The following is a 19,889-nucleotide window of genomic DNA, read 5'->3' as shown; positions in this document are numbered from 1 at the left end:
AACCCTTTCGCGGGCGGGCGACCCATGAGCGCGACAGCGGCAAGAAGGTCAAGCCGTGCGTCCGCTACACCGGGAACGACACCGGTGCCGAGCCGAGCGAGACGGGCAGCGGCCCGGACGGCGCGTACTGCCGCTACACCGCGTCGGACCTCAGCTACGACTAGGCGTCGGCGGTGCGGGGGCGCGGGCACCCGTCGTGGCCCCGCCCCCGCGTCGTACCGGTCGCGCCGCCCCCGCCCTGTCAGCGGCGGGGGCGCTCTCACGCGTAGGGGCGCCAGTCGCCGAGGTAGTCGGCGGGGGTGTGCGCGCGGGCCTCGGAGGCGGTCAGCCGCGGGCGGTTCCCGGGGACGACGACGCGTGCGCCGGGGCCGGTGTTGCGGTACTCGGCGAAACGCTGGTCCTGCCAGGGGAAGCCGGCGGACATCGTGCCGTACGGCGCCGCCGCGTCGATCCCCGCGCCGAGGTGGCTTTCGCGGACGGTCAGCATCGGGTGCGCGGTGAGGTCGGAGGAGGGCACCCAGGGGCGGGCCAGCTTGTAGTACCCGTCCGGGGCGGTGCTGGTGACGCGCGAGCGCCGGACCAGGTAGCCGTGGGGGTTGGCCCCGGCGGTGCTGGGTGCGAAGACGAAGCCGTACGGGGCGGCGGCCAGGTCGGTGCGGGTGAGCGTGCGGAAATGGCAGCGGTCGTAGACGGCGGTGGCGCGGCCGAACACGAAGTCGACGTCGCCCTCCACGTAGCAGTCGCGGTAGTACTGCCGGGCGAAGGCGGTCAGCGCGAGGGAGTCGGCGTACAGGGTGTCCTGGTGGCCGAGGAAACGGCAGCCGTAGAACGCCGACCGGTCGCCCTGGACCTTGATCGCGACGGCCTGGGTGCCGGTGTACTCGGGGTGGTCGGAGCGCAGCCAGTCGTTGGCGAAGGTCAGGTCGCGGGCGGTGAGGCCGGCCGCCTGGACGGTGACGGTGGCCGAGCCGCTGGTGCCGTAGGTGCCGGAGCCGTCAGGTCTGGGCGTGCCCGCGGCGTTGTCGTACACGACGACCGTGTCACGGGGGTCGCCGCTCGCACCGATCAGGGTGAGGTCCGTCTGTGCCGCGGTGACGGTGACCGTGCCGCGGTAGACGCCGGGGGCGATGACGAGGGTGCGTCCGGTTCCGGAGGCGGCGGCGACGGCGGACCGCACGTCGGTGTGGTCGCCCCGGCCGTGCGGGTCGACGTAGAGCGTCAGCGGGTCGAGGCGGCGGGACGGTGAACCGTGACGGCCGAAGGGACGGGGGCGGGCGGGCCTGGCGTGGGCGGCGGGAGTGCCGAGTGCGAGGGCCGCGCCCGCACCCGCGAGCAGGGACAGGGCACCGCGTCTGCTGGGCATGGCGTTACTCCTTGCGAGGAGGGGGCGGGCCGGAGCGGCGCCTTCCGGGGTGGTGGAAGGGTGCGGTGCCGCTCCGGCCGGTTCCGGGGTGGGGTCAGCGGAGGGACGGCTTGCCGGCGCCCGCGCCGAGGCCCACCAGCAGCGGGACCAGGAGCGGGTGGTCGACCTCGGTACGCAGCGCCGGCGTCCAGCCGGCGCCCTCGGTGAGCTGCTCGGCGGGCACGCCCGCGTTGTGCACGGCGATCAGGTCGGTCCTGCGCCCGTTGACCCAGTTGTCCTCCGCCGTGAGGGAGGACTCGGACCACTTCTTGAGGATGGTCGCCTTGTCGAAGCCGGCGGGCACGGTGAAGGCGTTGTGCTCCGCGACGAGCTTCGACTCCGCGCCGATGCCGTAGGAGTAGCCGTATGCGGCGCCCTTCGTCGCGACGAAGTGGTTGTTGTACGAGTCGACCTGGCCGAAGCGGACGCGGGGCGCGCGCTCCTTCACGTCCTTGAAGAGGTTGTGGTGCAGGGTGACGCGGAGCCTGCCCCGGTCGCTCGCCCCGGCGCCGTCGCTGTTGCCGATGAGCATGGTCTTGTCGTGGTCCTTGAGGACGTTCCACGACACGGTGACGAGGTCGGCGCCGCGCACGATGTCGAAGAGGCCGTCGTGCTGCTGGAACACCTGCCCGAAGTAGGAGGGCTGGTCGGCGTCGGGGCGGTCTCCGTCGCCGAAGGTGTTGTGGTCGACCCAGACGTGGCTGGAGCCGTACACGACGAGGTTGTCGTACTCGGAGTTCCAGGCGCCCTTCTCACCGTCGGTGGGGTCCCACTGGGGGAAGCAGTCGTAGGTGTCCTCGAAGGTGACGTTGCGGACGATGACGTTCGAGACGTTCTTCACCTGGAGGCTGGCGCCGATGATCGTGGCGTCCCTGCCGGTTCCGACGAGCGTGGTGTTGGACGGGACGTTCACGTTGACCGCGGCGGCCTGGAGCTTCGCGGAGGCGGCACGGGCGTCCTCCAGCGGGCCCGCCGGGACCTCCTCCGTGCCCCAGACGGCCGGGTCGTAGGCGGCGAGGTACTTCTCCAGGGTGTAGCCGTCCCGCTGGTACGCCTCGCAGCCGATCGGGTTGCCGTCGGCGTCGGAGTTGCCGTGGACGGTGCCGGCGATCCTGACGATCTTCGGCGCGTCCCCGGCGTCCTCGAACGCGGCGATGAGCTCGGCACGGTTGGTCACCGTGTAGACGTGGTCGGGGGTGGCCGCGGCGCCGCCCGTGGTGGAGCCGTCGGCCGCGGCCCAGCCGTCGCCCGCGGGGAGCACCGAGCGTTCGATCCCCCTGCCGTGGTGCGGAGGGGATGCCTGGGCGGGGACGGCCACGGCGAGGGCCAGTGAGGCGGAGCCCATCACCACGGCGATGGCTCGGACGTGTCTCATGCGTGCGGGCATGGCGAATTCCTGACTGTCGTACGCGGGAGTGGAGAGGGGAAGGGGAGGCGGGGATCAGGCCTGCGGCCAGGTGATCCACGCCTCGGGTACGGGCTCGTCGAGGCGGCGCAGATCGCGCCGGGCGAGCACGCGCCCGTCCAGCAGGGCGCGTGCGGTCGTCCTGGCCACCTCGACGGCGCCCCGGGGACGGAAGTGGGTGTTGTCCTGCCTGCCGTCCGGGTAGTTGGGCGACTCGCCCGGCTCGAGCCAGTTGAAGTACGGCTTCGTCCCGTCCGGGCCGAGCCGCTGCCAGTGGGCGAGGGAGAGCGCCTGGACGTCGAGCAGGGGCACGTGCTCCTCGGCGGCCAGGGCACGCATCGCCGCCGGGTACTCGCCGTGGGTCGCCTTCGCGGTCCCGTCCTCGGCGAAGCGGCGCCGCTCGACGGGGGTGATGAGCACGGGCTCCGCCCGGCGGGCGCGGGCGCCTTCGACGTACTGGCGCAGGTAGTCCTGGTAGGTGGTGTACGGGTCGGTGCCGCGGGCGGGGTCCTCGGTCTTCTCGTCGTTGTGCCCGAACTGGATCAGGACGAGGTCACCGGGGCGGACACCCTCCAGCAGGGCGGTGAGCCGGCCCTCGTCGACGAAGCTCTTGGAACTCCGCCCGTTCATCGCGTGGTCGGCGACGGCGAGGGAACGGCCGAGGAAGAACGGGAGGGCCATTCCCCATCCCGTCTCGGGCGCCGCGTCGGCGTACTTCAGGGCCGCCGTCGAGTCGCCCGCGATGTGCAGGGTGCGGGGCCGGGGTCTGCCGCCGCCGTGGGCCAGGGCGGGGGTTGCGGTGAGGGCGAGCGGCAGCGCGAGCAACGCGGCCGCCGTTCGTCTGCGGGTGAGTGACACGGAGGAACTGCCTCTCTCGTGGGACGAGCCTGAGGGTTGCTGCGCGTGAGGAGGGACCGGCGGCGGGGCGCGACCCGGCCCGCCGCCGGTCCCCCGGTCACCTGGGTGCCGGGCGGGTGTGCGGCCGGCTCAGCCGTTGCCGAGCTCCTGCCACTCCTTCTGGGCGGCGTTCAGCTCCTCGGCCATCTTGTCGAGGAACGCCTTGGCCGTGGTCTTGCCGAGGAGCAGCTTCTGGAACTCCGGCTCGTTGTCGGCCTTGCTGATGTTGTTCCAGTCGGGCAGGTAGTACGGCAGGTTGACGATCGTGGTGGAGCCGTCGGTGAGGGCCTTCGCGGCGAGTTCGGTCGGCTCGGTCGCGGAGATCCACGGGTCCTTGGCGGCCTCGGTGTTGGCGGGGATGGCGCCGGCGGACTCGTTCCACTTGCTGTTCGACTCGTGCGACGCCGCGAACTCGATGAACTTCCACGCGGCGTTCTTGTTCTTGCCCGAGCGGAACAGGCCGAGCCCGTCGACGGGGTTGGAGACCTGGACGCGCTTGCCGCCGTCCCCGACGGGCGCGGGTATCCCGGCGAACTTGTCCTCGCCCAGCGCCTTCAGGTGGTCCTGGTAGGAGCCGAGGTTGTGGCTGAGCATGCCGATGGTGCCGGTGTCCCACTGCGCGACCATCTTGGTGAAGTCGTTGTTGACGTCGGCGGAGGGCGTCGTCCTCTTGAACAGCGCGGCGTACTTCTCGAGCGCGGCGACGTTCTTCGGGTCGTTGAGCGTGGTCTTCTCGCCGTCCCAGAAGTCCGTGATCCCGCTCTGGCCGTAGACCGCGTCCAGCGCCTGGGCGATGGAGCCCGCGCCGCCGCGGATGGTGTAGCCGAACTTGTTGTTCTTCGCGTCGGTGAGCTTGTCCGCGGCCTCGTAGAACCTGGGCCAGGTGGTGGGCGCCTCCAGGCCCGCCTGCTCGAACAGGTCGGTGCGGTACCAGAGCGCACCGTTGTTCGCGGAGGTGGGGACGGTGTACATGTCGTCGCCGCGCCCGGCCGCGTCCCTGACGCTCTCCACCATGTTCTCGACGAGCTTGCCCTTCAGCGGCGACTTCTCCAGCCGGTCGCTGATCGGCTCCAGGGCCTCCTGGGACACGATGTTGGCCAGGTAGGCGGTGCCGACGCCACCCACGTCGGGCAGCCCGCCGCCGGCGATGGCCGTGTCGTACTTGGACTGGACGTCGGCGATCGGGATCGGGACGTACTTGACCTTGATGTCCGGGTTCTTCTTCTCGAAGTCCTTGATGATCTCGGTCCAGACGGCGGTGCGTGGACCACCGTTGTTGTCCCAGAAGGTGATCTCGCCCTTGCCGCTGCCCTCCGTGCCTGAGCTGCTGCCGTCGTCGCCGCAGCCGGTGGCCGCGAGGGCGAGCACGGCCGTGAGGGACACCGCGGTCGCGGTACGCCCCCGGAACGTCGTCGAGATGTTCATATCGGCTCTTCTCTCTCGGAATCTGTACGCGGGCGTGGGGGGAGGTCGGTGGGTCGTGCGGTGCGGAACGCGGTGAAGCCGGCCGTCCCGGAGGGCCCCGTGCCGGCCGGTGCCGTGGCGAAGAGGCCCAGCAGGGCGCCGACCCAGCGCCAGGGTGCGGCGGCGAAGACCTGGCCGGACGGGCGGAACCCCGCGCCGTCGCCGGTGTCGGCGTGGAAGCGGCAGCGCGCCCCTCGGGAGACTTCGACACGGACCCGGACGGACGCGTCGGGCGCGGGACGGGGGTGCGCGGCGTCCCGCTCGTGCTCGGCGACGGATTCGGCGTACCGGTGGACGAGCCGCGCCGTCCCGTCGGGTCCTGCCTCCAGGCCGATCCACGAGAAGGCGTCCCCGAGCACGGCGAGCCCGGCCTTGGCACCCGGCTCGACGGTGTCCAGGGTGATGCCGGTCTCGACGGTGAACTCCTCGGCGGGCATCCGCTGGACGAGGACGTTGGGCAGGGCGCGCAGGTCATGGGCGTACGCGGTGCGTACGCAGCTGAGGCGCAGCCCGTCGCCGGCGTGGCCGACCGTCCAGCCGGGGCGGGGGTTGGCCGTCCACTGCCACTGGCGGCCGTACCGCCCGCCGGGGAACTCGTCGCCGGACGCGGGTGCCTCGACGGCCTGTTCCGGGGCCTTGGGCCGGGGGTGTGCGAGGACGGGTTCACCCTCGTCGCCGATGACCGGCCAGCCGTCCTCCCAGCGCATCGGCTGGAGGTGGACCACTCGGCCGTACGCTCCACGGGCCTGGAAGTGCAGGAACCAGTCCTCGCCCTCGGCGGTCCTGACCCAGCCTCCCTGGTGCGGCCCGTTGACCTCGGTGCCGCCCTGGGCGAGGACCACGCGTTCCTCGTAGGGGCCGGTGAACTCCCGGGAGCGGAAGGCGCCCTGCCAGCCGGTCTCCACTCCCCCGGCCGGCGCGAAGATCCAGAAGTACCCGTCGTGCCGGTAGAGCTTGGGGCCTTCGAGGGTGAACCAGCCCGGGATGGTGTCGGCGTCGACCAGGGTGGTGCCCTCGTCGAGGAGTTCACGTCCGTCGGGGCTCATCCGGTGGCCGGTGAGCCGGTTCTTGACGCCGGACCGCGACTTGGCCCAGGCGTGCACCAGATAGGCCTCGCCGGTCTCCTCGTCCCACAGCGGGCAGGCGTCGATCAGCCCCTTTCCCGCCTTGACCAGGTGCGGAGTGCTCCACGGGCCGCGTACGTCCTCGGCGTTGACCTGCTGGATTCCGTGGTCGGGGTCGCCCCAGAAGATCCAGAAGCGTCCTGCGTGGTGGCGCAGCGAAGGTGCCCACACCCCGCGGTCGTGGCGGGGCACCGCGAAGTCGGCGTCGGGTACGAGCCGGTCCAGGGCGTGGCCGACGAGGCTCCAGTTGACCAGGTCGCGGGAGTGGAGCAGGGGCAGGCCGGGGACGCGGCCGAAGCTGGACGCGGTGAGGTAGTGGTCGTCGCCGACGCGTACGACGTCGGGGTCGGACCAGTCGGCGTTCAGCACGGGGTTGCGGTAGGTGCCGTCCCCGAGGTCCGCGGTCCAGGGTCTGCTCATGCGGTGGTCGCCACCCTGCGCGCGTGGGCGGCCGCGGCGTCCCTGTCGAGGCGGCCGTCGGCGACGACGGTGACGACGCGGCGCACGACGGTGGCTCCGGCGGCGACGGGGAGGCGGCGGTCGGCGGCGAGGGAGGAGCCGACCCCCGGGTACTGGGTGGTCCGTACGAACCACGGGTCGCGACGGGTCTCGTCGGTCGCGCCCGCGAAGACGAGCGTCCAGCCGTCCCCGGCGAGGGCCAGCCAGTCGGCGGTCCGGCCGTGCACGGCCTCCTCGCCGTCGAGGGTTCCGCTGAACACGGCGGGCGGTGTCGCCTCCTTGGGCGCGCGCCAGAAGAACCCGCCGTATCCCGCTCCGGGGCGGCCGTTGGTCGCCGGGCTGCCGATGGAGAGGTCCGTGCCGCCGCGGTTGGTGAGCGAGAAGGAGAAGTCCAGTGCCCAGGCGGTGTCGGAGAGCTCGCCGACCGCGACCGTGCGGTGCTCGCGCAGCAGTTCGGTGCCGGCGGCCTCCCAGCTGAGCTCCTCCACGAAGCCGTCCGGGTCGCGGAGCTTCCAGCCGAGGTGGCGCTGCACCCCGTGGTTGTCGAGCTCGGTGGGGCCCTGGCCGCGGACGAAGGTGCGCCCGCCCCAGAAGTTGTGCCCGGCGACGTCGGGCACGGCGACGGAGGCGCCCAGGTGGTGGACGTGGTCGGCCGGGCGCTCCTCGGTGACGGGGATGCCGGCGAGGGTGGTGACGGGGTGGAGGTAGGGGCGGCTGTCCGTCTCGGGCCCGTAGCCGTAGCGGCCGACGGGGCGTCCGGCACAGCTGAGGAGTGCGGTCGTCATGGGGTGGTCACCTCGCTGGGTCGCGCCCAGGAGGCGCCTAGTTCGGAGAAGAGGGTGAGGGTGTCGGCCGCCGCGGCGACCGTCCCGTCGATGCCGTGCACGATGCGCCGGACGCCGTCGCCCTTCCCTGAGGGCTCGGTGCGCCAGGCTCCGGCGGGCAGTACGGCGGGCTCGGGGGCGGTGCGTACCGCTTCGAGGACCCGCATGAACGCGCCGGTGCGCTCCGGCGGTACGAGCAGCGGGGTGTCCCGGACCAGGTGGTCGACCAGGTTCTCCAGGAGGTCGGTCCGCCCGTGGACGGACTCCTCGGGACCGTGTCCGGCGCGTTGGACGAGGACCCGGTCCTGCTTGTACCAGAAGGTGACGCGGCCCCGGTCGCCGTGGACGATCACGTACGGCTCCCCGGCGTCCTCGGCGCAGAGGGTGACCGCGACCGTGACCGGCAGCCCGTCGGCGGTCGTGACGCGGACGCAGCTGGTGTCGTCGGACTCGATGTCGTGGGCCCGGAACAGCTCGGTCTCGATGGACGCGACGTCCTCGGCCGTCCCCCGGCCGGCGAGTTCGAGCGCCGTGGCGACGGCGTGCGCGAGCGGGTTGGTGAGGACGCCGTCGACCACGTCGGTCCCGCCCATCCTGCGGCGCCCCGCCCAGGGGGCCCGCCGGAAGTAGGCGTCGTCGCGTACCCAGGCGCCGGCCGCCCCGATGCCGCGGACGTCGCCGATCGCTCCGGAGCGTACGAGTTCCTTGATCGCGGTCACGGCGTGCGAGCCGAAGGACTGGAAGCCGACCTGGCAGGCGATCCCGGCCTCCCGTACGCCTTCGGTCATGCGCGCGTAGTCGGCCCAGGTCGCGGCGGGGGGCTTCTCCAGGAGGAGGTGCACGCCCCGGCCCGCGGCGGTCAGGGCCAGCGCGGTGTGGGTCGGGATGGGGGTGCAGACGACGGCGGCGGCGGCGCCGGTGGAGTCCAGGAGTGCCCCGAAGTCGGCGGACTGCTCGGGCATCTCGTCGGCGAAGGACTCGAGTTCGCCGTCGGTCAGCGGGTTCAGTTCGCAGATGCCGACCAGTCTGACCAGGCCCTGGTGCTGGAGCCTGCGGATGTTGGCGAGGTGCCAGCGGCCGTGGCCCCGGGCTCCGGCCAGGACCACGGGGAGCGGGGCGGCGGTGCTCGACGGCCCGGTCGGGTGCGGCTTCGAGGTCATGTCCGTCATCCCTTCACGGCGCCGGCGCTGAAGCCGGTGATGAGCCACTTCTGGATGAAGGCGAAGACGATCACCACGGGCACGGCGGCGATGACACCGCCCGCGGCCAGTGCGCCCAGGTCGACGCTGTCGGCGCCGATCAGGGTGTTGAGGCCGACCGGGATCGTCTGCTTGTCCTGCTCGCTGAGGAACATCAGGGCGAACAGGAAGTGGTTCCAGCTGTGGACGAAGGCGAACGAGCCGACCGCGATCAGCCCGGGGCGCAGCAGCGGGAGGACGACGGCGCAGAACGCCTTGAAGCGCGAGCAGCCGTCCACCCAGGCGGCCTCCTCGAGGGAGACCGGCACGTTCTTGATGAATCCGCTGATCAGGATGATCGACAGCGGCAGCTGGAAGACGGTCTCCGCGATGACGACGCTCCCGAGGGAGTTGATCATCTGGAGGTTCTTGAAGATCTCGAAGAGCGGCACGAGCATCAGGGCGCCCGGGATGAACTGCGAGCAGAGCAGCGCCAGCATGAAGGCGCCCTTGATCCTGAAGTCGAAGCGGGCCAGGGCGTATCCGCCGGCCAGCGCGACCAGGGTCGTGGCGATCAGTGTGGCGACGCCGACGATCATGCTGTTCTGGAAGAAGAGGGCGAAGCTCCGCTCGTTCCAGACCTTGGAGAAGTGGTCCCCGGTCATCGGCCAGGGCACCAGCGAGGTGGAGCCGGCGGGCCGGACGGCGAAGAGGAACATCCAGTAGAACGGGATGAGCGTGAAGAGCAGGTAGATCCCGAGCGGCAGGTAGATCTGCCAGCGCGGTACGTCGTCGAAGGCGCGCTCGCGCCTGGCCCGGCGGGTCGAGGGGGGCGGCGGGGTGTCGCCCCCCGTGGCAGGACCCGGTGTGCGGGTGCTGTTCTTCTCTGCGAGTGCGGCAGTCACTTGTGGTCGCCTCCGAACTTGCTCAGGCGCAGATAGACGATCGAGCAGAAGAGGAGGATCACGAAGGCGACGGTGGTCAGCGCGGACGCGTATCCGAAGTCGTGGCCCTCGATGCCCGTGTTGGCGACGTAGAGCGGCAGGGTGGTGGTCTCGCCCGCCGGTCCGCCGCCGGTGAGGGTGTAGAGCAGGTCGACGTTGTTGAACTCCCAGACCCCGCGCAGCAGGGTGGCGAGGATGATCGCGTCGCGCAGGTGGGGAAGCGTGATGTGGAAGAACTGCCGCATCCGGCCCGCGCCGTCGACCGACGCGGCCTCGTACAGCTCCTTGGAGACGGACTGCAGGTCGGCGAGGATGAGGATGGCGAAGAAGGGCACTCCGCGCCAGAGTTCGGAGATGGTGGCCGCCCAGAAGACGGTCCCGGTGTCGGAGAGCACCGAGGTGCCGTACTCGCCGATCCCGGCATCCGCGAGGTAGCGGCTGAAGCCGGTCGAGGAGTTGTACAGCAGGATCCAGATGGTGCTGGTCAGCACACCGGAGACGGCCCAGGGCGAGAAGACCATGGCCCGGGATATGCCGCGGCCGACGAAGGTCTGGTTGACGATCAGGGCGAGCGCGAGGCCGAGCGCGAGCTGCAGGGTGACCTGGGTGAGGACCCACTGGGCGCTGAAGCCGAGCGTCGACCAGAACTGGTCGTCCTCCGTGAAGATGCGGGTGAAGTTGTCGAAGCCGGCGAAGCCGTTCCGCCACGGCTTGGTGACGTTGTAGTTCTGCAGGCTGTAGTAGAAGACGCTGATCACCGGATAGGCGATGAAGCCGAGCATCAGCAGGCCCGCGGGCGCGATCAGCAGATACGGCAGGCGGCGGGGGCTGGCCGAGCGTCGCCTGGGCTCTTTCGCCTCGGGGGGCGGTGTGGCCACGGCTGCGGATTGGGCCATGACGCGTCTCCGATCTCTGGGAAGTGCTGGATGTGCCGTGCTTTCGGTGCATCGCGCAAGCGCTTACCGCATGCCGTTCGGTATCCCGGACGTCGTGGTGCGCGGAGTTCTCTGCGGCCGTTTCAGCCGGCGTACGGGTCGGGCACGTCTCCCTGGCGGGCCAGGAACGCGAAGTCGCAGCCGGTGTCGGCCTGGGTGATCTGGTCCTGGTACAGGGCGCCGTAGCCCCGGCCGTACCGGGCCGGCGGTTCGGTCCACCCGGACCTGCGCGACTCCAGCTCGTCGTCGGACACCTCGAGATGGAGCAGGCGGGCCCCGACGTCCAGGGTGATCAGATCGCCGGTGCGCACCAGGGCGAGCGGTCCGCCGACGAAGGACTCGGGCGCGATGTGCAGGACGCAGGCCCCGTAGCTGGTGCCGCTCATCCGGGCGTCGGAGAGCCGCACCATGTCCCGTACGCCCTGCTTCAGCAGGTAGTCCGGGATCGGCAGCATGCCGTACTCGGGCATGCCGGGGCCGCCCTTCGGGCCGGCGTTGCGGAGCACCAGCACATGGTCCGGGGTGAGGGCCAGGGCCGGGTCGTTGATGGTGCGCTGCATCTCCCGGTAGTCGTCGAACACGACCGCGGGTCCGGTGTGGCGCAGCAGGTGGGGCTCGGCGGCGATGTGCTTGATGACCGCGCCGTCCGGGCAGAGGTTGCCGCGCAGCACCGCCACGCCGCCCTCGTCCGCCAGCGGGTTGTCGCGCTCCCGGATGACGTCGGCATTGTGCACGAGCGCCCCGTCGAGCTGTTCACGCAGGGTGGTGTGCGTGACGGTGGGGCGGTCCAGGTGGAGTACGTCGGTGAGCCGGGCCAGGAATCCGGGCAGCCCTCCCGCGAAGTGGAAGTCCTCCATCAGGTACTTCCCGCCGGGGCGGAGGTTGGCGAGGACGGGGACGGTGCGGGCGACGCGGTCGAAGTCGTCCAGGGTGAGCTTCACCCCGGAGCGGCCGGCCATCGCGATGAGGTGGATGACGGCGTTGGTGGAGCCGCCGAGTGCGAGGACGGTGGCGACGGCGTCCTCGTAGGCGTCCGCCGTCAGGATCTTCGACAACGTGAGCTGCTGCCACACCAGTTCGACGATCCGGCTCCCGGACCTGGCAGCCATCCGGTCGTGGCCGGAGTCGACGGCCGGGATGGAGGAGGCACCCGGCACCGTGACACCGAGCGCCTCGGCGGCTGCCGTGAGCGTCGACGCGGTACCCATCGTCATGCAGTGGCCGGGCGAGCGGGCGAGCCCGTTCTCCAGCTCCGCCATCTCGCAGTCGCCTATGAGGCCGGCCCGCTTGTCGTCCCAGTACTTCCACATGTCCGTGCCGGAGCCCAGGACCTCGTTGCGCCAGTGGCCCGGCAGCATCGGGCCGGCGGGCACGAAGACCGTCGGCAGGTCGACGGACGCGGCGCCCATCAGCAGCGCGGGCGTGGACTTGTCGCAGCCGCCCAGCAGCACGGCGCCGTCGACCGGGTAGGAGCGGAGCAGCTCCTCCGTCTCCATCGCCAGCATGTTGCGGTAGAGCATCGGGGTCGGCTTCTGGAAGGTCTCGGAGAGCGTGGAGACCGGGAACTCGAGCGGGAAACCGCCGGCCTGCCAGACGCCCCGCTTGACCGCCTGCGCGCGCTCGCGCAGGTGGACGTGGCAGGGGTTGATGTCGGACCAGGTGTTGAGGATCGCGACGACCGGCTTGCCCAGGTGCTCCTCGGGGAGGTAGCCGAGCTGCCGGGTGCGGGCGCGGTGGCTGAACGAGCGGAGCCCGTCCGTGCCGTACCACTGGTGGCTGCGCAGTTCCTCGGGAGCGATCCGGCGGCCCCCGGCCGCAGGGCCTTCCCCGCCGGTCGTACGGCCTTCCGTGCCGGTCATGCGGACCACCCGGCCACCAGGTCGGCGACCTCGGCGCGCCGCGCCTCGGGCAGCACCCGGCTCGGCGCGCGTACGTCACGGCGGCAGAGCCCGAGCGAGGCCAGGGCCTCCTTGACGACGCTCACGTTGTCGGCGGACTGCCGGTCGGCGCGCAGGTCCTCGAAGCGGCGGATCTGCTCCCAGACCTTCATCGCGGCGAGGTAGTCGCCCGCACGCAGGGCCTCCAGCATCGCAAGCGAGACTCCGGGGGCGACGTTGACGAGTCCGGAGGTGAATCCGGTGGCACCGGTGGCGAAGTAGGAGGGCGCGTACAGCTCGGCGAGCCCGGCGATCCAGACGAACCGCTCCGGGCCGGCGTCCCGCGCGAAGGCGCCGAAGCGGACGGCGTCGGGGACGGCGTACTTCACCCCGACGACGTTGGGGCAGCTGTCGGCCAGCTCGGCGAGCCGTTCGCCGGCCAGCAGCGGGTTGCGGACGTACGGCACGACACCGAGTTCGGGGACGGCCTCGGCGATGGCCCGGTGGTAGTCCACCCAGCCGTCCTGCGAGACGTAGGGGTGCACCGGCTGATGCACCATCACCGCCTCGGCGCCCGCGTCCCTGGCGTGCTCAGCGGTGGCGACGGCGGTCGGTACGTCGTGGCCGACACCCACCAGGACGGTGGCGCGGCCGCCGGCCTCCTCGGCGGTCAGTTCGGTGACGGTACGCCGCTCGTCGGGGGTGAGCGCGTAGAACTCACCGGTGTTGCCGTTCGGCGTGACGATGCGGACGCCGCCGTCGAGGAGCCGTCGCAGCAGGGCGCGGTGCGCCGGGACGTCGATGGCCCCGTCCTCGGTGAACGGGGTCACCGGGATCGCCACTACGTCTGCGAGGGCCGCCTTCAGCGGGGAGAAGTCCATGCGGACCGACCTTTCGTGGAGGTGCTGGTGAATCCGATCCAGCGGGTGGTTCACGCCGTGCCACCCCCGTCTTCGTCGTCGGGGAAGGCACGGCGTACGAACGATGCGATGTGGTCGTGCAGGGCCCCGGCGGCGGCTGCCGCGTCGTCGGCGAGGGCCAGCCGGAGGATCTCCCGGTGCTCGGCCGCCTCCCGCTCCCAGGAGGGGATGGCCGACCAGGCCACGGTCGACACCAGCGCCGCCTGGTCGCGGATCTCGTCGAGCATCCGGCCGAGGAGCGGGTTTCCGCAGGGCAGGTACAGGGCCCGGTGGAAGTCCCGGTTGGCCAACGACCTGTCGGCCTTGTCGATCGCCGAGTCGGACCGCTCCAGGGCCTCCTGGGCGGCTTCCAGCGAGGCCTTGCGGGTGATGGTGCGGCGCAGCGCCTCAGGCTCGAGGAGCAGGCGCACGTCGTACACCTCGCGGGCCATGGCCGCGTCGACGAGCCGCACGGTGGCACCCTTGTACTGGCTCATGACGACGAGTCCGGTGCCGGCGAGCGTCTTCAGCGCCTCGCGGACGGGAGTCTTCGACACCCCGAACTGCGCGGCGAGTTCGGTCTCCACGAGCGCCTGTCCCGGTCTCAGCTGCGCGGTGAGGATCGCGTGCTTGATCGCCTCCAGCACGTACTGGGTCCTGGACGGGATCGGGGCGGGCGCAAAGGTCATGGGTGAGGAACTCATCTCGCGTATCGCGTCTCATATATGACGTACGAAGTACGACGCGATGAAGCTAGAGCCGTGGGAATGTTTCGTCAACGCTTCCGACAAAAGATGTTCGGGCAACATCCTGGGAGCCTCCGCCCCGCCCGCCGCCCCGGGGCATCCGGCAGTCGACCGTCGGCACCGCTGCTACCGACGGTCGACTGCCGCGGGGGCCGTGCGCCTTGAGGCGCGGAACCACAGAGGGACGGGGCGGTCGGAGCGCGTGCCGGACGGAGTGCCGCCGGCCTACGGTCACGTGGGGTGGAGCGCCGCTGGGGCGGCTTCCGGCTCCTCACCGACGTGACCCGCCTGCCGCTCGCGCGAGGCGGGTGCGGCAGGCGGGGTCCGGGTGCGCAAGGGCTGTCCGGGGCGCGCCGCGAACCGCACCCGGAACGGGCCGCGGGGCGGCTCCGGGGGCCATGTGGCGGCTCCGGCGGGCCGCCCCTGTCGTCAGCGCAGGTGTGGCAGCGCGTCCCTGACGGCCTCCAGGTCCGGCCCGGAGGCCAGGCCCGCGTGGTAGAGCCGCAGTTCGTTCGCGCCGAGGGAGACGGCGTGGGCGGCGTCCCGCACAAGCGTGCCGGGGCTGCCGCCCATGCCCGTGACCACGTTGAAGTTGGCGGCCAGCACACCGGCAAGCCCCGCGAACGGGCCGAGCACCGCCTCGCGTGCCGCGTCGGCGCCGGTGCAGGGGAGCACCACGCCGTCCGCCGTGGACATGATGTGGGCGGGGTCCGTGCCGACGTTGGCACCCGTGCGGTACGGCGCCGGATCCGCGTGCAGCAGGACCTGGAAGCCCGGCCCGGGTGCCGCGCCGCGGACCGCGGCGACGGCCGCCTCCTGAAGGCTTCGGGCGATCCCGCCGCGCCATCGAAGGGTGGCGTCGGCGAGCCCCGGGCCGAGGAGTTCCTCGACCGCCGGCCAGCCGGAGCCGGCGGATCCCGAACCGGCCCAGACCGGTTCCAGGGCCAGCCGCACCGCGGTCCGCAGCTCGTCGGGGTCCAGCCCGACGGAGCCGTACCCGGTCCGGCAGTCGGCGCAGAAGCAGAGCGACATCAGGTACTGCGCGGCGTCACCGAGGCCGACGCCGGTGGTCTTGTCGTGGGCGTGCAGGTGGGCGAAGCCGTACCAGCCGCACGATTCCAGCTCGGTACCGGACGTCCCTGGGCGTACGGCCGCCTCGGCCGCCAGCTCCACCAGGTAGGCGCGGACGGCCGGCCGGGCGATGCAGGGCGCCCAGGGGTAGCGGTCACCGTAGGCGTTGACCACGGAGGTGTCCGGGTGCTCGGCGCCGAGCCGGGAGCTGTGCGCGAGGACCACCCAGGAGTGCACCTGGAGACCGGCGCCGGCCAGGGCCTCGGCCGCCTCCGCGTACGGGTCGTCGCCCGGGACCCAGGACTGCGCGTAGGGGCGCAGCGCGTGGCCCGCCCAGCGCGCGGCGTCCGGTGGGTAGAGCACCGCCGCGTGTTCGGCCGTGACGATCCTGCGCTCCGGGTGACGCGGGGTCAGGGCCCGGGTGGAGTGGTAGGCGGAGGCGAGCGTCACCTGCTCGACACCGAGCCCGGCAAGGCGGTCGGCGGCCTCCGGGTCCCCTACGACGTCCCAGGGGTACAGGAAGGCGGAGGTCCTCACCTCGCCTCCCGCGCCGGGTGCTTCTCCAGCAGGGCGCGGCCGTCCGCGATGATCGCGGCCAGCTCGTCGACGTGCGCGGCCGGGGGCTCGGTGAGCGGCGTGCGTACGGGCCCGACGTCCAGCCCTTCGAGCCTGACCCCCGCCTTCACGAGCGACACGGCGTAGCCGTGGCCCTTGGCGCGGAGTTCGACGAGTGGCCGGTAGAAGTGGTCGAGCAGCGCGTTGACCAGCTCGTCGTCGCCGGTTTCCAGAGCCCGGTAGAAGGCGAGGGCGATGTCCGGGGCGAAGGCGAAGACGGCCGAGGAGTAGAGCGTGACGCCGATGCCCCGGTAGGCGAGCCCGGTGAGCTCGGCGGTGGGCAGCCCGTTGAAGTACAGGAAGTCCTCGCCGGGCAGCCCGGTGCGTACGGCGCTGACGATCCGCTGCATCAGGTCGAGGTCGCCGCAGCCGTCCTTGAGGCCGATGATCCCGGGGGTGCGGGCCAGGGCCACGACGGTCTCCGGGGTGAAGACGGCGTTGTCCCGCTGGTAGACGATCGTCTCCAGGGAGGTGGCGGCGGCGAGGGCGGTGTAGTGGCCCAGCAGCCCCTCCTGCCCCGCGACGACGAGGTAGGGGGGCATGGCGAGGAGCCCGTCCGCACCCGCCTGCTCGGCGAGCTCCGCGTAACGGACCGCGAGCGCCGTGCCGTAGCCGGCGCCCGCGACCACGGGCACCTGCCCCGCGGTCTCCTCCACGGCCGCGGCGACGACCAGGCGGAACTCGTCCGGGTCCAGCGCGTGGAACTCACCGGTCCCGCAGCAGGCGAACACGGCTGCCGCACCGGAGTCGACACCCTTGCGCACGTGCGCGCGGAAGGCGTCGAGATCGACGGAGCCGTCCGGGCCGTAGGCGGTGACGGGGAAGAAGAGCGGCCCGGCGGCGTCGGCGAGGCGGGCGGCAAGGGGGGCTGAGGTCACGGGCGCTCCCTGAGCAGGTCCAGACGTGCACAATTATGATCCGCGTCCATATTTCTGAACGCTGACACGCTAAGGCAGCCGCGCGGCGCAGGTCAAGGCGAGAATGCCCGACCCCGGGACGGACAGGCCGACACGGCCCGACACTTGACCGATCGGCCGCGACTTCCTAGCGTGTCCACGCATGTGAATTCCGTCCATGAATTTGACGCATCGGGTGGTTGCGTCGCGTCCGCGTGCCACGCGTACCCCGCTGCCGGTGCACCGCCTCCGTGGGCCGGCACCGCACCGCCCGAGCACCTCCCGAGCCCACCCCGCGCCCGCGCACCGCGCCCGCACCGAGGAGATCTCCGTATGCCCGCTCCCCGCACCGTCCTGCTGACCGGCGCCGCCGGCGGCCTCGGCACCCTGATGCGCGGGCTGCTTCCCGCCTACGGCTACGACCTGCGGCTCTTCGACCTCACTCCGATCGAGGGCGAACCGGACGCCGTGACGGCCGACCTCGGCGACAAGGACGCGCTGCGGGAGGCCGTGCGGGGCGTCGACGCGGTCATCCATCTCGCGGGCATCTCCCTCGAGGCCTCCTTCGACAAGATCCTGCACTCCAACATCGAGGGCACCTACAACCTCTACGAGGCGGCACGCGAGGCCGGCGTGGGCCGCATCGTGTTCGCGTCCTCCAACCACGCCATCGGCTACACCCCCCGCCCGGTTCCCGGCGATCCGCTCATCCCGGTCGGGACCCCCCGGCGCCCCGACACCCTCTACGGTCTGTCGAAGTCCTTCGGCGAGGATCTCGCCCAGTTCTACTGGGACAAGCACGGACTGGAAACCGTCTCGGTGCGCATCGGTTCCTGCTTCGCAGAGCCGACCTCGGTGCGGATGCTGTCCGTCTGGATGAGCCCCGGCGACGGGGCGCGCCTGCTCCACGCGGCGCTCACCGCCGAGGACGTCGGGCACACCGTGGTCTACGGCTCGTCCGACAACACCCGGCTGTGGTGGGACCTGACGACGGCGCGGTCCCTGGGCTACGAGCCGCAGGACGACTCCGAGCAGTACGCGGACGGACTCGTCGCCGCGCACGGCGAACTGGACCCGGAGAACCCGGAGCACGCCCACGTCGGCGGGCACTTCGTCACGGACCCGCCCATCTGGCCGTACTAGGCCGGGCGTGCGGGCGGGGTCGTGGGCGCCGGGGGGCGCCGACGGCCCGGCCGCGGAAATCCCGCGACGCGGCGCCGCCGGGCGGGCACCATACGACCATGCCGAGACCATCCGGATTCCAGTACGAGCAGCAGGGCGACGCGAGCGTCACCATCACCCACCACGGCCGTCCCGCGGGCACCCTGCGCGGCGGCCGGGCGGAGAAGTTCCTGGCCGAAGTGGGCTCCGGTGACGCCCAGCTGGTCATGGCGCGCTGGACCGGCGCGTACAGGCACGGCAACGAGCGCGTCGCCCGGGACCACCCCCGCAACCGGTCACGCGGAGCACGCTGAGCCGTGCCGCACAAGGCCCGTTGAGCCGTACGGAGCACGCGCCGGAAGGTAAGGGAACGGCAAAGCCGGGTCGTTCGTTACTCCGTGCATGACCGCAATGACCCCCGGCTCGAACATCCCTCTCTCCGCCGCCCGCGTGGCGGTGGACGTCGCCGCCCCGGTGCGGCTCGACGTCTCGGGCCTGCTGCTCACCGCCGACGGCAAGGTGCGCTCCGACGACGACTTCATCTTCTACAACCAGCCCTCGGGCCCCGGTGTGACCCACCGCGGAGGCGGCGGGTCCGCGCCGGACGCGATCGTGGTCGACACCTCGGCGGTCCCGCCGGGTATCGAGAAGATCGTGGTGACGGCCAGCCCCGACGCCGCCGGCCAGACCTTCCAGGGCATCGAGCCCACCGCCACCGTGCGCAACGCGGACGACGGCAGCGTGCTCGCCACCTTCACGCCTCCGCAGCTGGGCAGCGAGACGGCGCTGGTGGTCATCGAGGTCTACCTGCGTAACGGCGCCTGGAAGGCCCGCGCGGTCGGCCAGGGCTATGCGAACGGCCTGGCCGGCATCGCCACGGACTTCGGCGTCACGGTGGAGGAGCCCGTCGCCGCCACACCACCGCCCCCTGCCGCGGCCCCCGTCGCGGCTCCTGCCGCGCCACCGGCCGCCGCTCCCGTGGACCCCCGGATCGCTCCCCCGGCCCCCGTGGCACCGCCCGCGCCGCCCGCCCCCGCGGGTTCCGGCAAGATCAACCTGGACAAGGGCCGGGTCAACCTCCAGAAGAACCAGACCGTTTCCCTGGTCAAGGGCGGGAAGCCGCTGCTCTCCCAGGTCAAGATGGGTCTCGGCTGGGAGCCCGCGTTCCGTGGCAAGGACATCGATCTGGACGCCTCGGTCATCGCGTTCGGCCCCGACCGCAAGCACCTGGACAGCTGCTACTTCGGCAAGCTCTCCATCCTGAACGGCGCGATCAAGCACTCCGGCGACAACCTCACGGGTGAGGGCGCGGGCGACGACGAGGTCATCGTCGTGGACCTCGGCCGGATGCCGGCCGAGGCCACGGGGCTGGTCTTCACGGTCAACTCGTTCACCGGACAGAAGTTCACCGAGGTCGCCAAGGCGTACTGCCGGCTGATCGACGCCGCCACCGGTGAGGAGCTGGTCCGCTTCGATCTGACCGGCGCCGAGCCGCAGACCGGCGTGATGATGGCCAAGCTGATCAAGCAGTTCTCCGGCGAGTGGGAGATGACCGCCATGGGCGAGTTCGAGAAGTCACGCACCGTGCGCGGCATGGTCAAGCCCTCCGCGAAGGCCCTGTAGCCCCTCGAGGGTGCCCCGGAAACGGCTTCCGGGGCACCCGACGGGTTTCCCCTCAGGCGCCCCGGTTCCGGAGACTCTCCGGTCGGACGCTGTGCGTGCTCGTTCTCCCCCTCAGAGCTTGGTCAGCTTGGAGTACGGGCTCAGGATCCTTCCCTGTCGCCCCGAGAAGTCGATGAGCACTGCGTCGTTGTCGCCCTCGACAGCAAGGACTCGGCCGAGTCCGAACTGGTCATGCGACACCCTGTCGCCCACATCGAAGCATTCGACCGGTGGGGCCGCCTGGGCCGGGCGGTTGAAGGGACTGGAAGGCAGGTGACGCCGGGAACCGGCTGACTGTTTCATTACGGTCGAGTATGCGCCCTGGGAGCC

Annotated in this window: 18 protein-coding genes and 1 pseudogene; 4 read left to right on the top strand and 15 right to left on the bottom strand. The window is 71.7% G+C overall.

The features are described 5' to 3' along the window. Positions 1-32: 32 nt before the first annotated feature. Positions 33-164: pseudogene (locus tag AB0I83_RS22515) on the top strand (pectate lyase); the annotation flags it as partial. Between the two features lie 95 nt (positions 165-259). Here AB0I83_RS22515 and AB0I83_RS22510 read toward each other — a convergent pair. From AB0I83_RS22510 to AB0I83_RS22445, 14 genes are all read right to left on the bottom strand, one after another. Next, positions 260-1,363 (bottom strand): pectinesterase family protein, encoded by a 1,104-nt coding sequence (locus tag AB0I83_RS22510; RefSeq protein ID WP_356841326.1) that lies wholly within the window; start codon positions 1,361-1,363, stop codon positions 260-262. Between the two features lie 94 nt (positions 1,364-1,457). Then, positions 1,458-2,789 carry a polysaccharide lyase family 1 protein gene (locus tag AB0I83_RS22505; RefSeq protein WP_363305873.1) on the bottom strand — a complete coding sequence of 444 codons (1,332 nt, stop codon included), beginning with the start codon at positions 2,787-2,789 and terminating at the stop codon, positions 1,458-1,460. A 54-nt stretch (positions 2,790-2,843) separates the two neighbouring features. Next, positions 2,844-3,665 (bottom strand): rhamnogalacturonan acetylesterase, encoded by an 822-nt coding sequence (locus AB0I83_RS22500; RefSeq protein ID WP_356841324.1) that lies wholly within the window; start codon positions 3,663-3,665, stop codon positions 2,844-2,846. A 129-nt stretch (positions 3,666-3,794) separates the two neighbouring features. Then, positions 3,795-5,129, bottom strand: a complete 1,335-nt coding sequence (locus AB0I83_RS22495; RefSeq protein WP_356536924.1) for a sugar ABC transporter substrate-binding protein — start codon at positions 5,127-5,129, stop codon at positions 3,795-3,797. After that, positions 5,126-6,712, bottom strand: a complete 1,587-nt coding sequence (locus tag AB0I83_RS22490; RefSeq protein WP_356536922.1) for a family 43 glycosylhydrolase — start codon at positions 6,710-6,712, stop codon at positions 5,126-5,128. The genes AB0I83_RS22495 and AB0I83_RS22490 overlap by 4 nt, the downstream gene beginning before the upstream one ends. Continuing rightward, positions 6,709-7,536: a PmoA family protein gene (locus tag AB0I83_RS22485; protein WP_356841321.1), complete on the bottom strand. Its 828-nt coding sequence runs from the start codon at positions 7,534-7,536 to the stop codon at positions 6,709-6,711. Before AB0I83_RS22485 ends, AB0I83_RS22490 begins: the two co-directional genes overlap by 4 nt. Further along, positions 7,533-8,744: a Gfo/Idh/MocA family oxidoreductase gene (locus AB0I83_RS22480; RefSeq protein WP_363305872.1), complete on the bottom strand. Its 1,212-nt coding sequence runs from the start codon at positions 8,742-8,744 to the stop codon at positions 7,533-7,535. Before AB0I83_RS22480 ends, AB0I83_RS22485 begins: the two co-directional genes overlap by 4 nt. Beyond that, the gene (locus tag AB0I83_RS22475) at positions 8,741-9,658 is read right to left on the bottom strand and encodes a carbohydrate ABC transporter permease (RefSeq protein ID WP_356536917.1); all 918 of its coding nucleotides are present in this window, start codon (positions 9,656-9,658) and stop codon (positions 8,741-8,743) included. The genes AB0I83_RS22480 and AB0I83_RS22475 overlap by 4 nt, the downstream gene beginning before the upstream one ends. Beyond that, positions 9,655-10,593, bottom strand: coding sequence for a sugar ABC transporter permease (locus AB0I83_RS22470; RefSeq protein ID WP_356536915.1), 939 nt, complete (start codon positions 10,591-10,593; stop codon positions 9,655-9,657). Before AB0I83_RS22470 ends, AB0I83_RS22475 begins: the two co-directional genes overlap by 4 nt. Before the next feature lie 122 nt (positions 10,594-10,715). After that, positions 10,716-12,491, bottom strand: coding sequence for an L-arabinonate dehydratase (gene araD / locus AB0I83_RS22465; RefSeq protein ID WP_363305871.1), 1,776 nt, complete (start codon positions 12,489-12,491; stop codon positions 10,716-10,718). Next, the gene (locus AB0I83_RS22460) at positions 12,488-13,390 is read right to left on the bottom strand and encodes a dihydrodipicolinate synthase family protein (protein ID WP_356536912.1); all 903 of its coding nucleotides are present in this window, start codon (positions 13,388-13,390) and stop codon (positions 12,488-12,490) included. Before AB0I83_RS22460 ends, araD begins: the two co-directional genes overlap by 4 nt. Positions 13,391-13,440: 50 nt before the next feature. Next, the gene (locus tag AB0I83_RS22455; protein WP_356536911.1) at positions 13,441-14,097 is read right to left on the bottom strand and encodes a GntR family transcriptional regulator; all 657 of its coding nucleotides are present in this window, start codon (positions 14,095-14,097) and stop codon (positions 13,441-13,443) included. 486 nt (positions 14,098-14,583) lie between these two features. Beyond that, on the bottom strand, positions 14,584-15,762 hold the full coding sequence (locus AB0I83_RS22450) for a hypothetical protein (protein ID WP_363305870.1): 1,179 nt from the start codon (positions 15,760-15,762) through the stop codon (positions 14,584-14,586). Continuing rightward, positions 15,759-16,718 (bottom strand): 5-dehydro-4-deoxyglucarate dehydratase, encoded by a 960-nt coding sequence (locus AB0I83_RS22445; RefSeq protein WP_363305869.1) that lies wholly within the window; start codon positions 16,716-16,718, stop codon positions 15,759-15,761. Before AB0I83_RS22445 ends, AB0I83_RS22450 begins: the two co-directional genes overlap by 4 nt. Positions 16,719-17,069: 351 nt before the next feature. Between AB0I83_RS22445 and AB0I83_RS22440 the strand changes: the two genes are divergently transcribed. The 3 genes from AB0I83_RS22440 (at position 17,070) to AB0I83_RS22430 (ending at position 19,520) form a co-directional block, all read left to right on the top strand. Further along, a complete protein-coding gene (locus tag AB0I83_RS22440; RefSeq protein ID WP_363305868.1) occupies positions 17,070-17,879 on the top strand; it encodes an NAD(P)-dependent oxidoreductase in 810 nt (269 codons plus the stop codon). 98 nt (positions 17,880-17,977) lie between these two features. Further along, on the top strand, positions 17,978-18,211 hold the full coding sequence (locus tag AB0I83_RS22435; RefSeq protein ID WP_356536904.1) for a hypothetical protein: 234 nt from the start codon (positions 17,978-17,980) through the stop codon (positions 18,209-18,211). Positions 18,212-18,299: 88 nt separating this feature from the next. Beyond that, positions 18,300-19,520, top strand: coding sequence for a TerD family protein (locus tag AB0I83_RS22430; RefSeq protein ID WP_363305867.1), 1,221 nt, complete (start codon positions 18,300-18,302; stop codon positions 19,518-19,520). A gap of 111 nt (positions 19,521-19,631) precedes the next feature. On the opposite strand, the gene AB0I83_RS22425 is transcribed toward AB0I83_RS22430, so the two are convergent. After that, positions 19,632-19,862, bottom strand: coding sequence for a hypothetical protein (locus AB0I83_RS22425; RefSeq protein WP_014156926.1), 231 nt, complete (start codon positions 19,860-19,862; stop codon positions 19,632-19,634). Between the last annotated feature and the right edge of the window lie 27 nt (positions 19,863-19,889).

Source organism: Streptomyces sp. NPDC049970, from assembly GCF_040660235.1.
Classification (GTDB): Bacteria; Actinomycetota; Actinomycetes; order Streptomycetales; family Streptomycetaceae; genus Streptomyces.
This window is presented reverse-complemented; position numbering and strand designations above follow the sequence as displayed.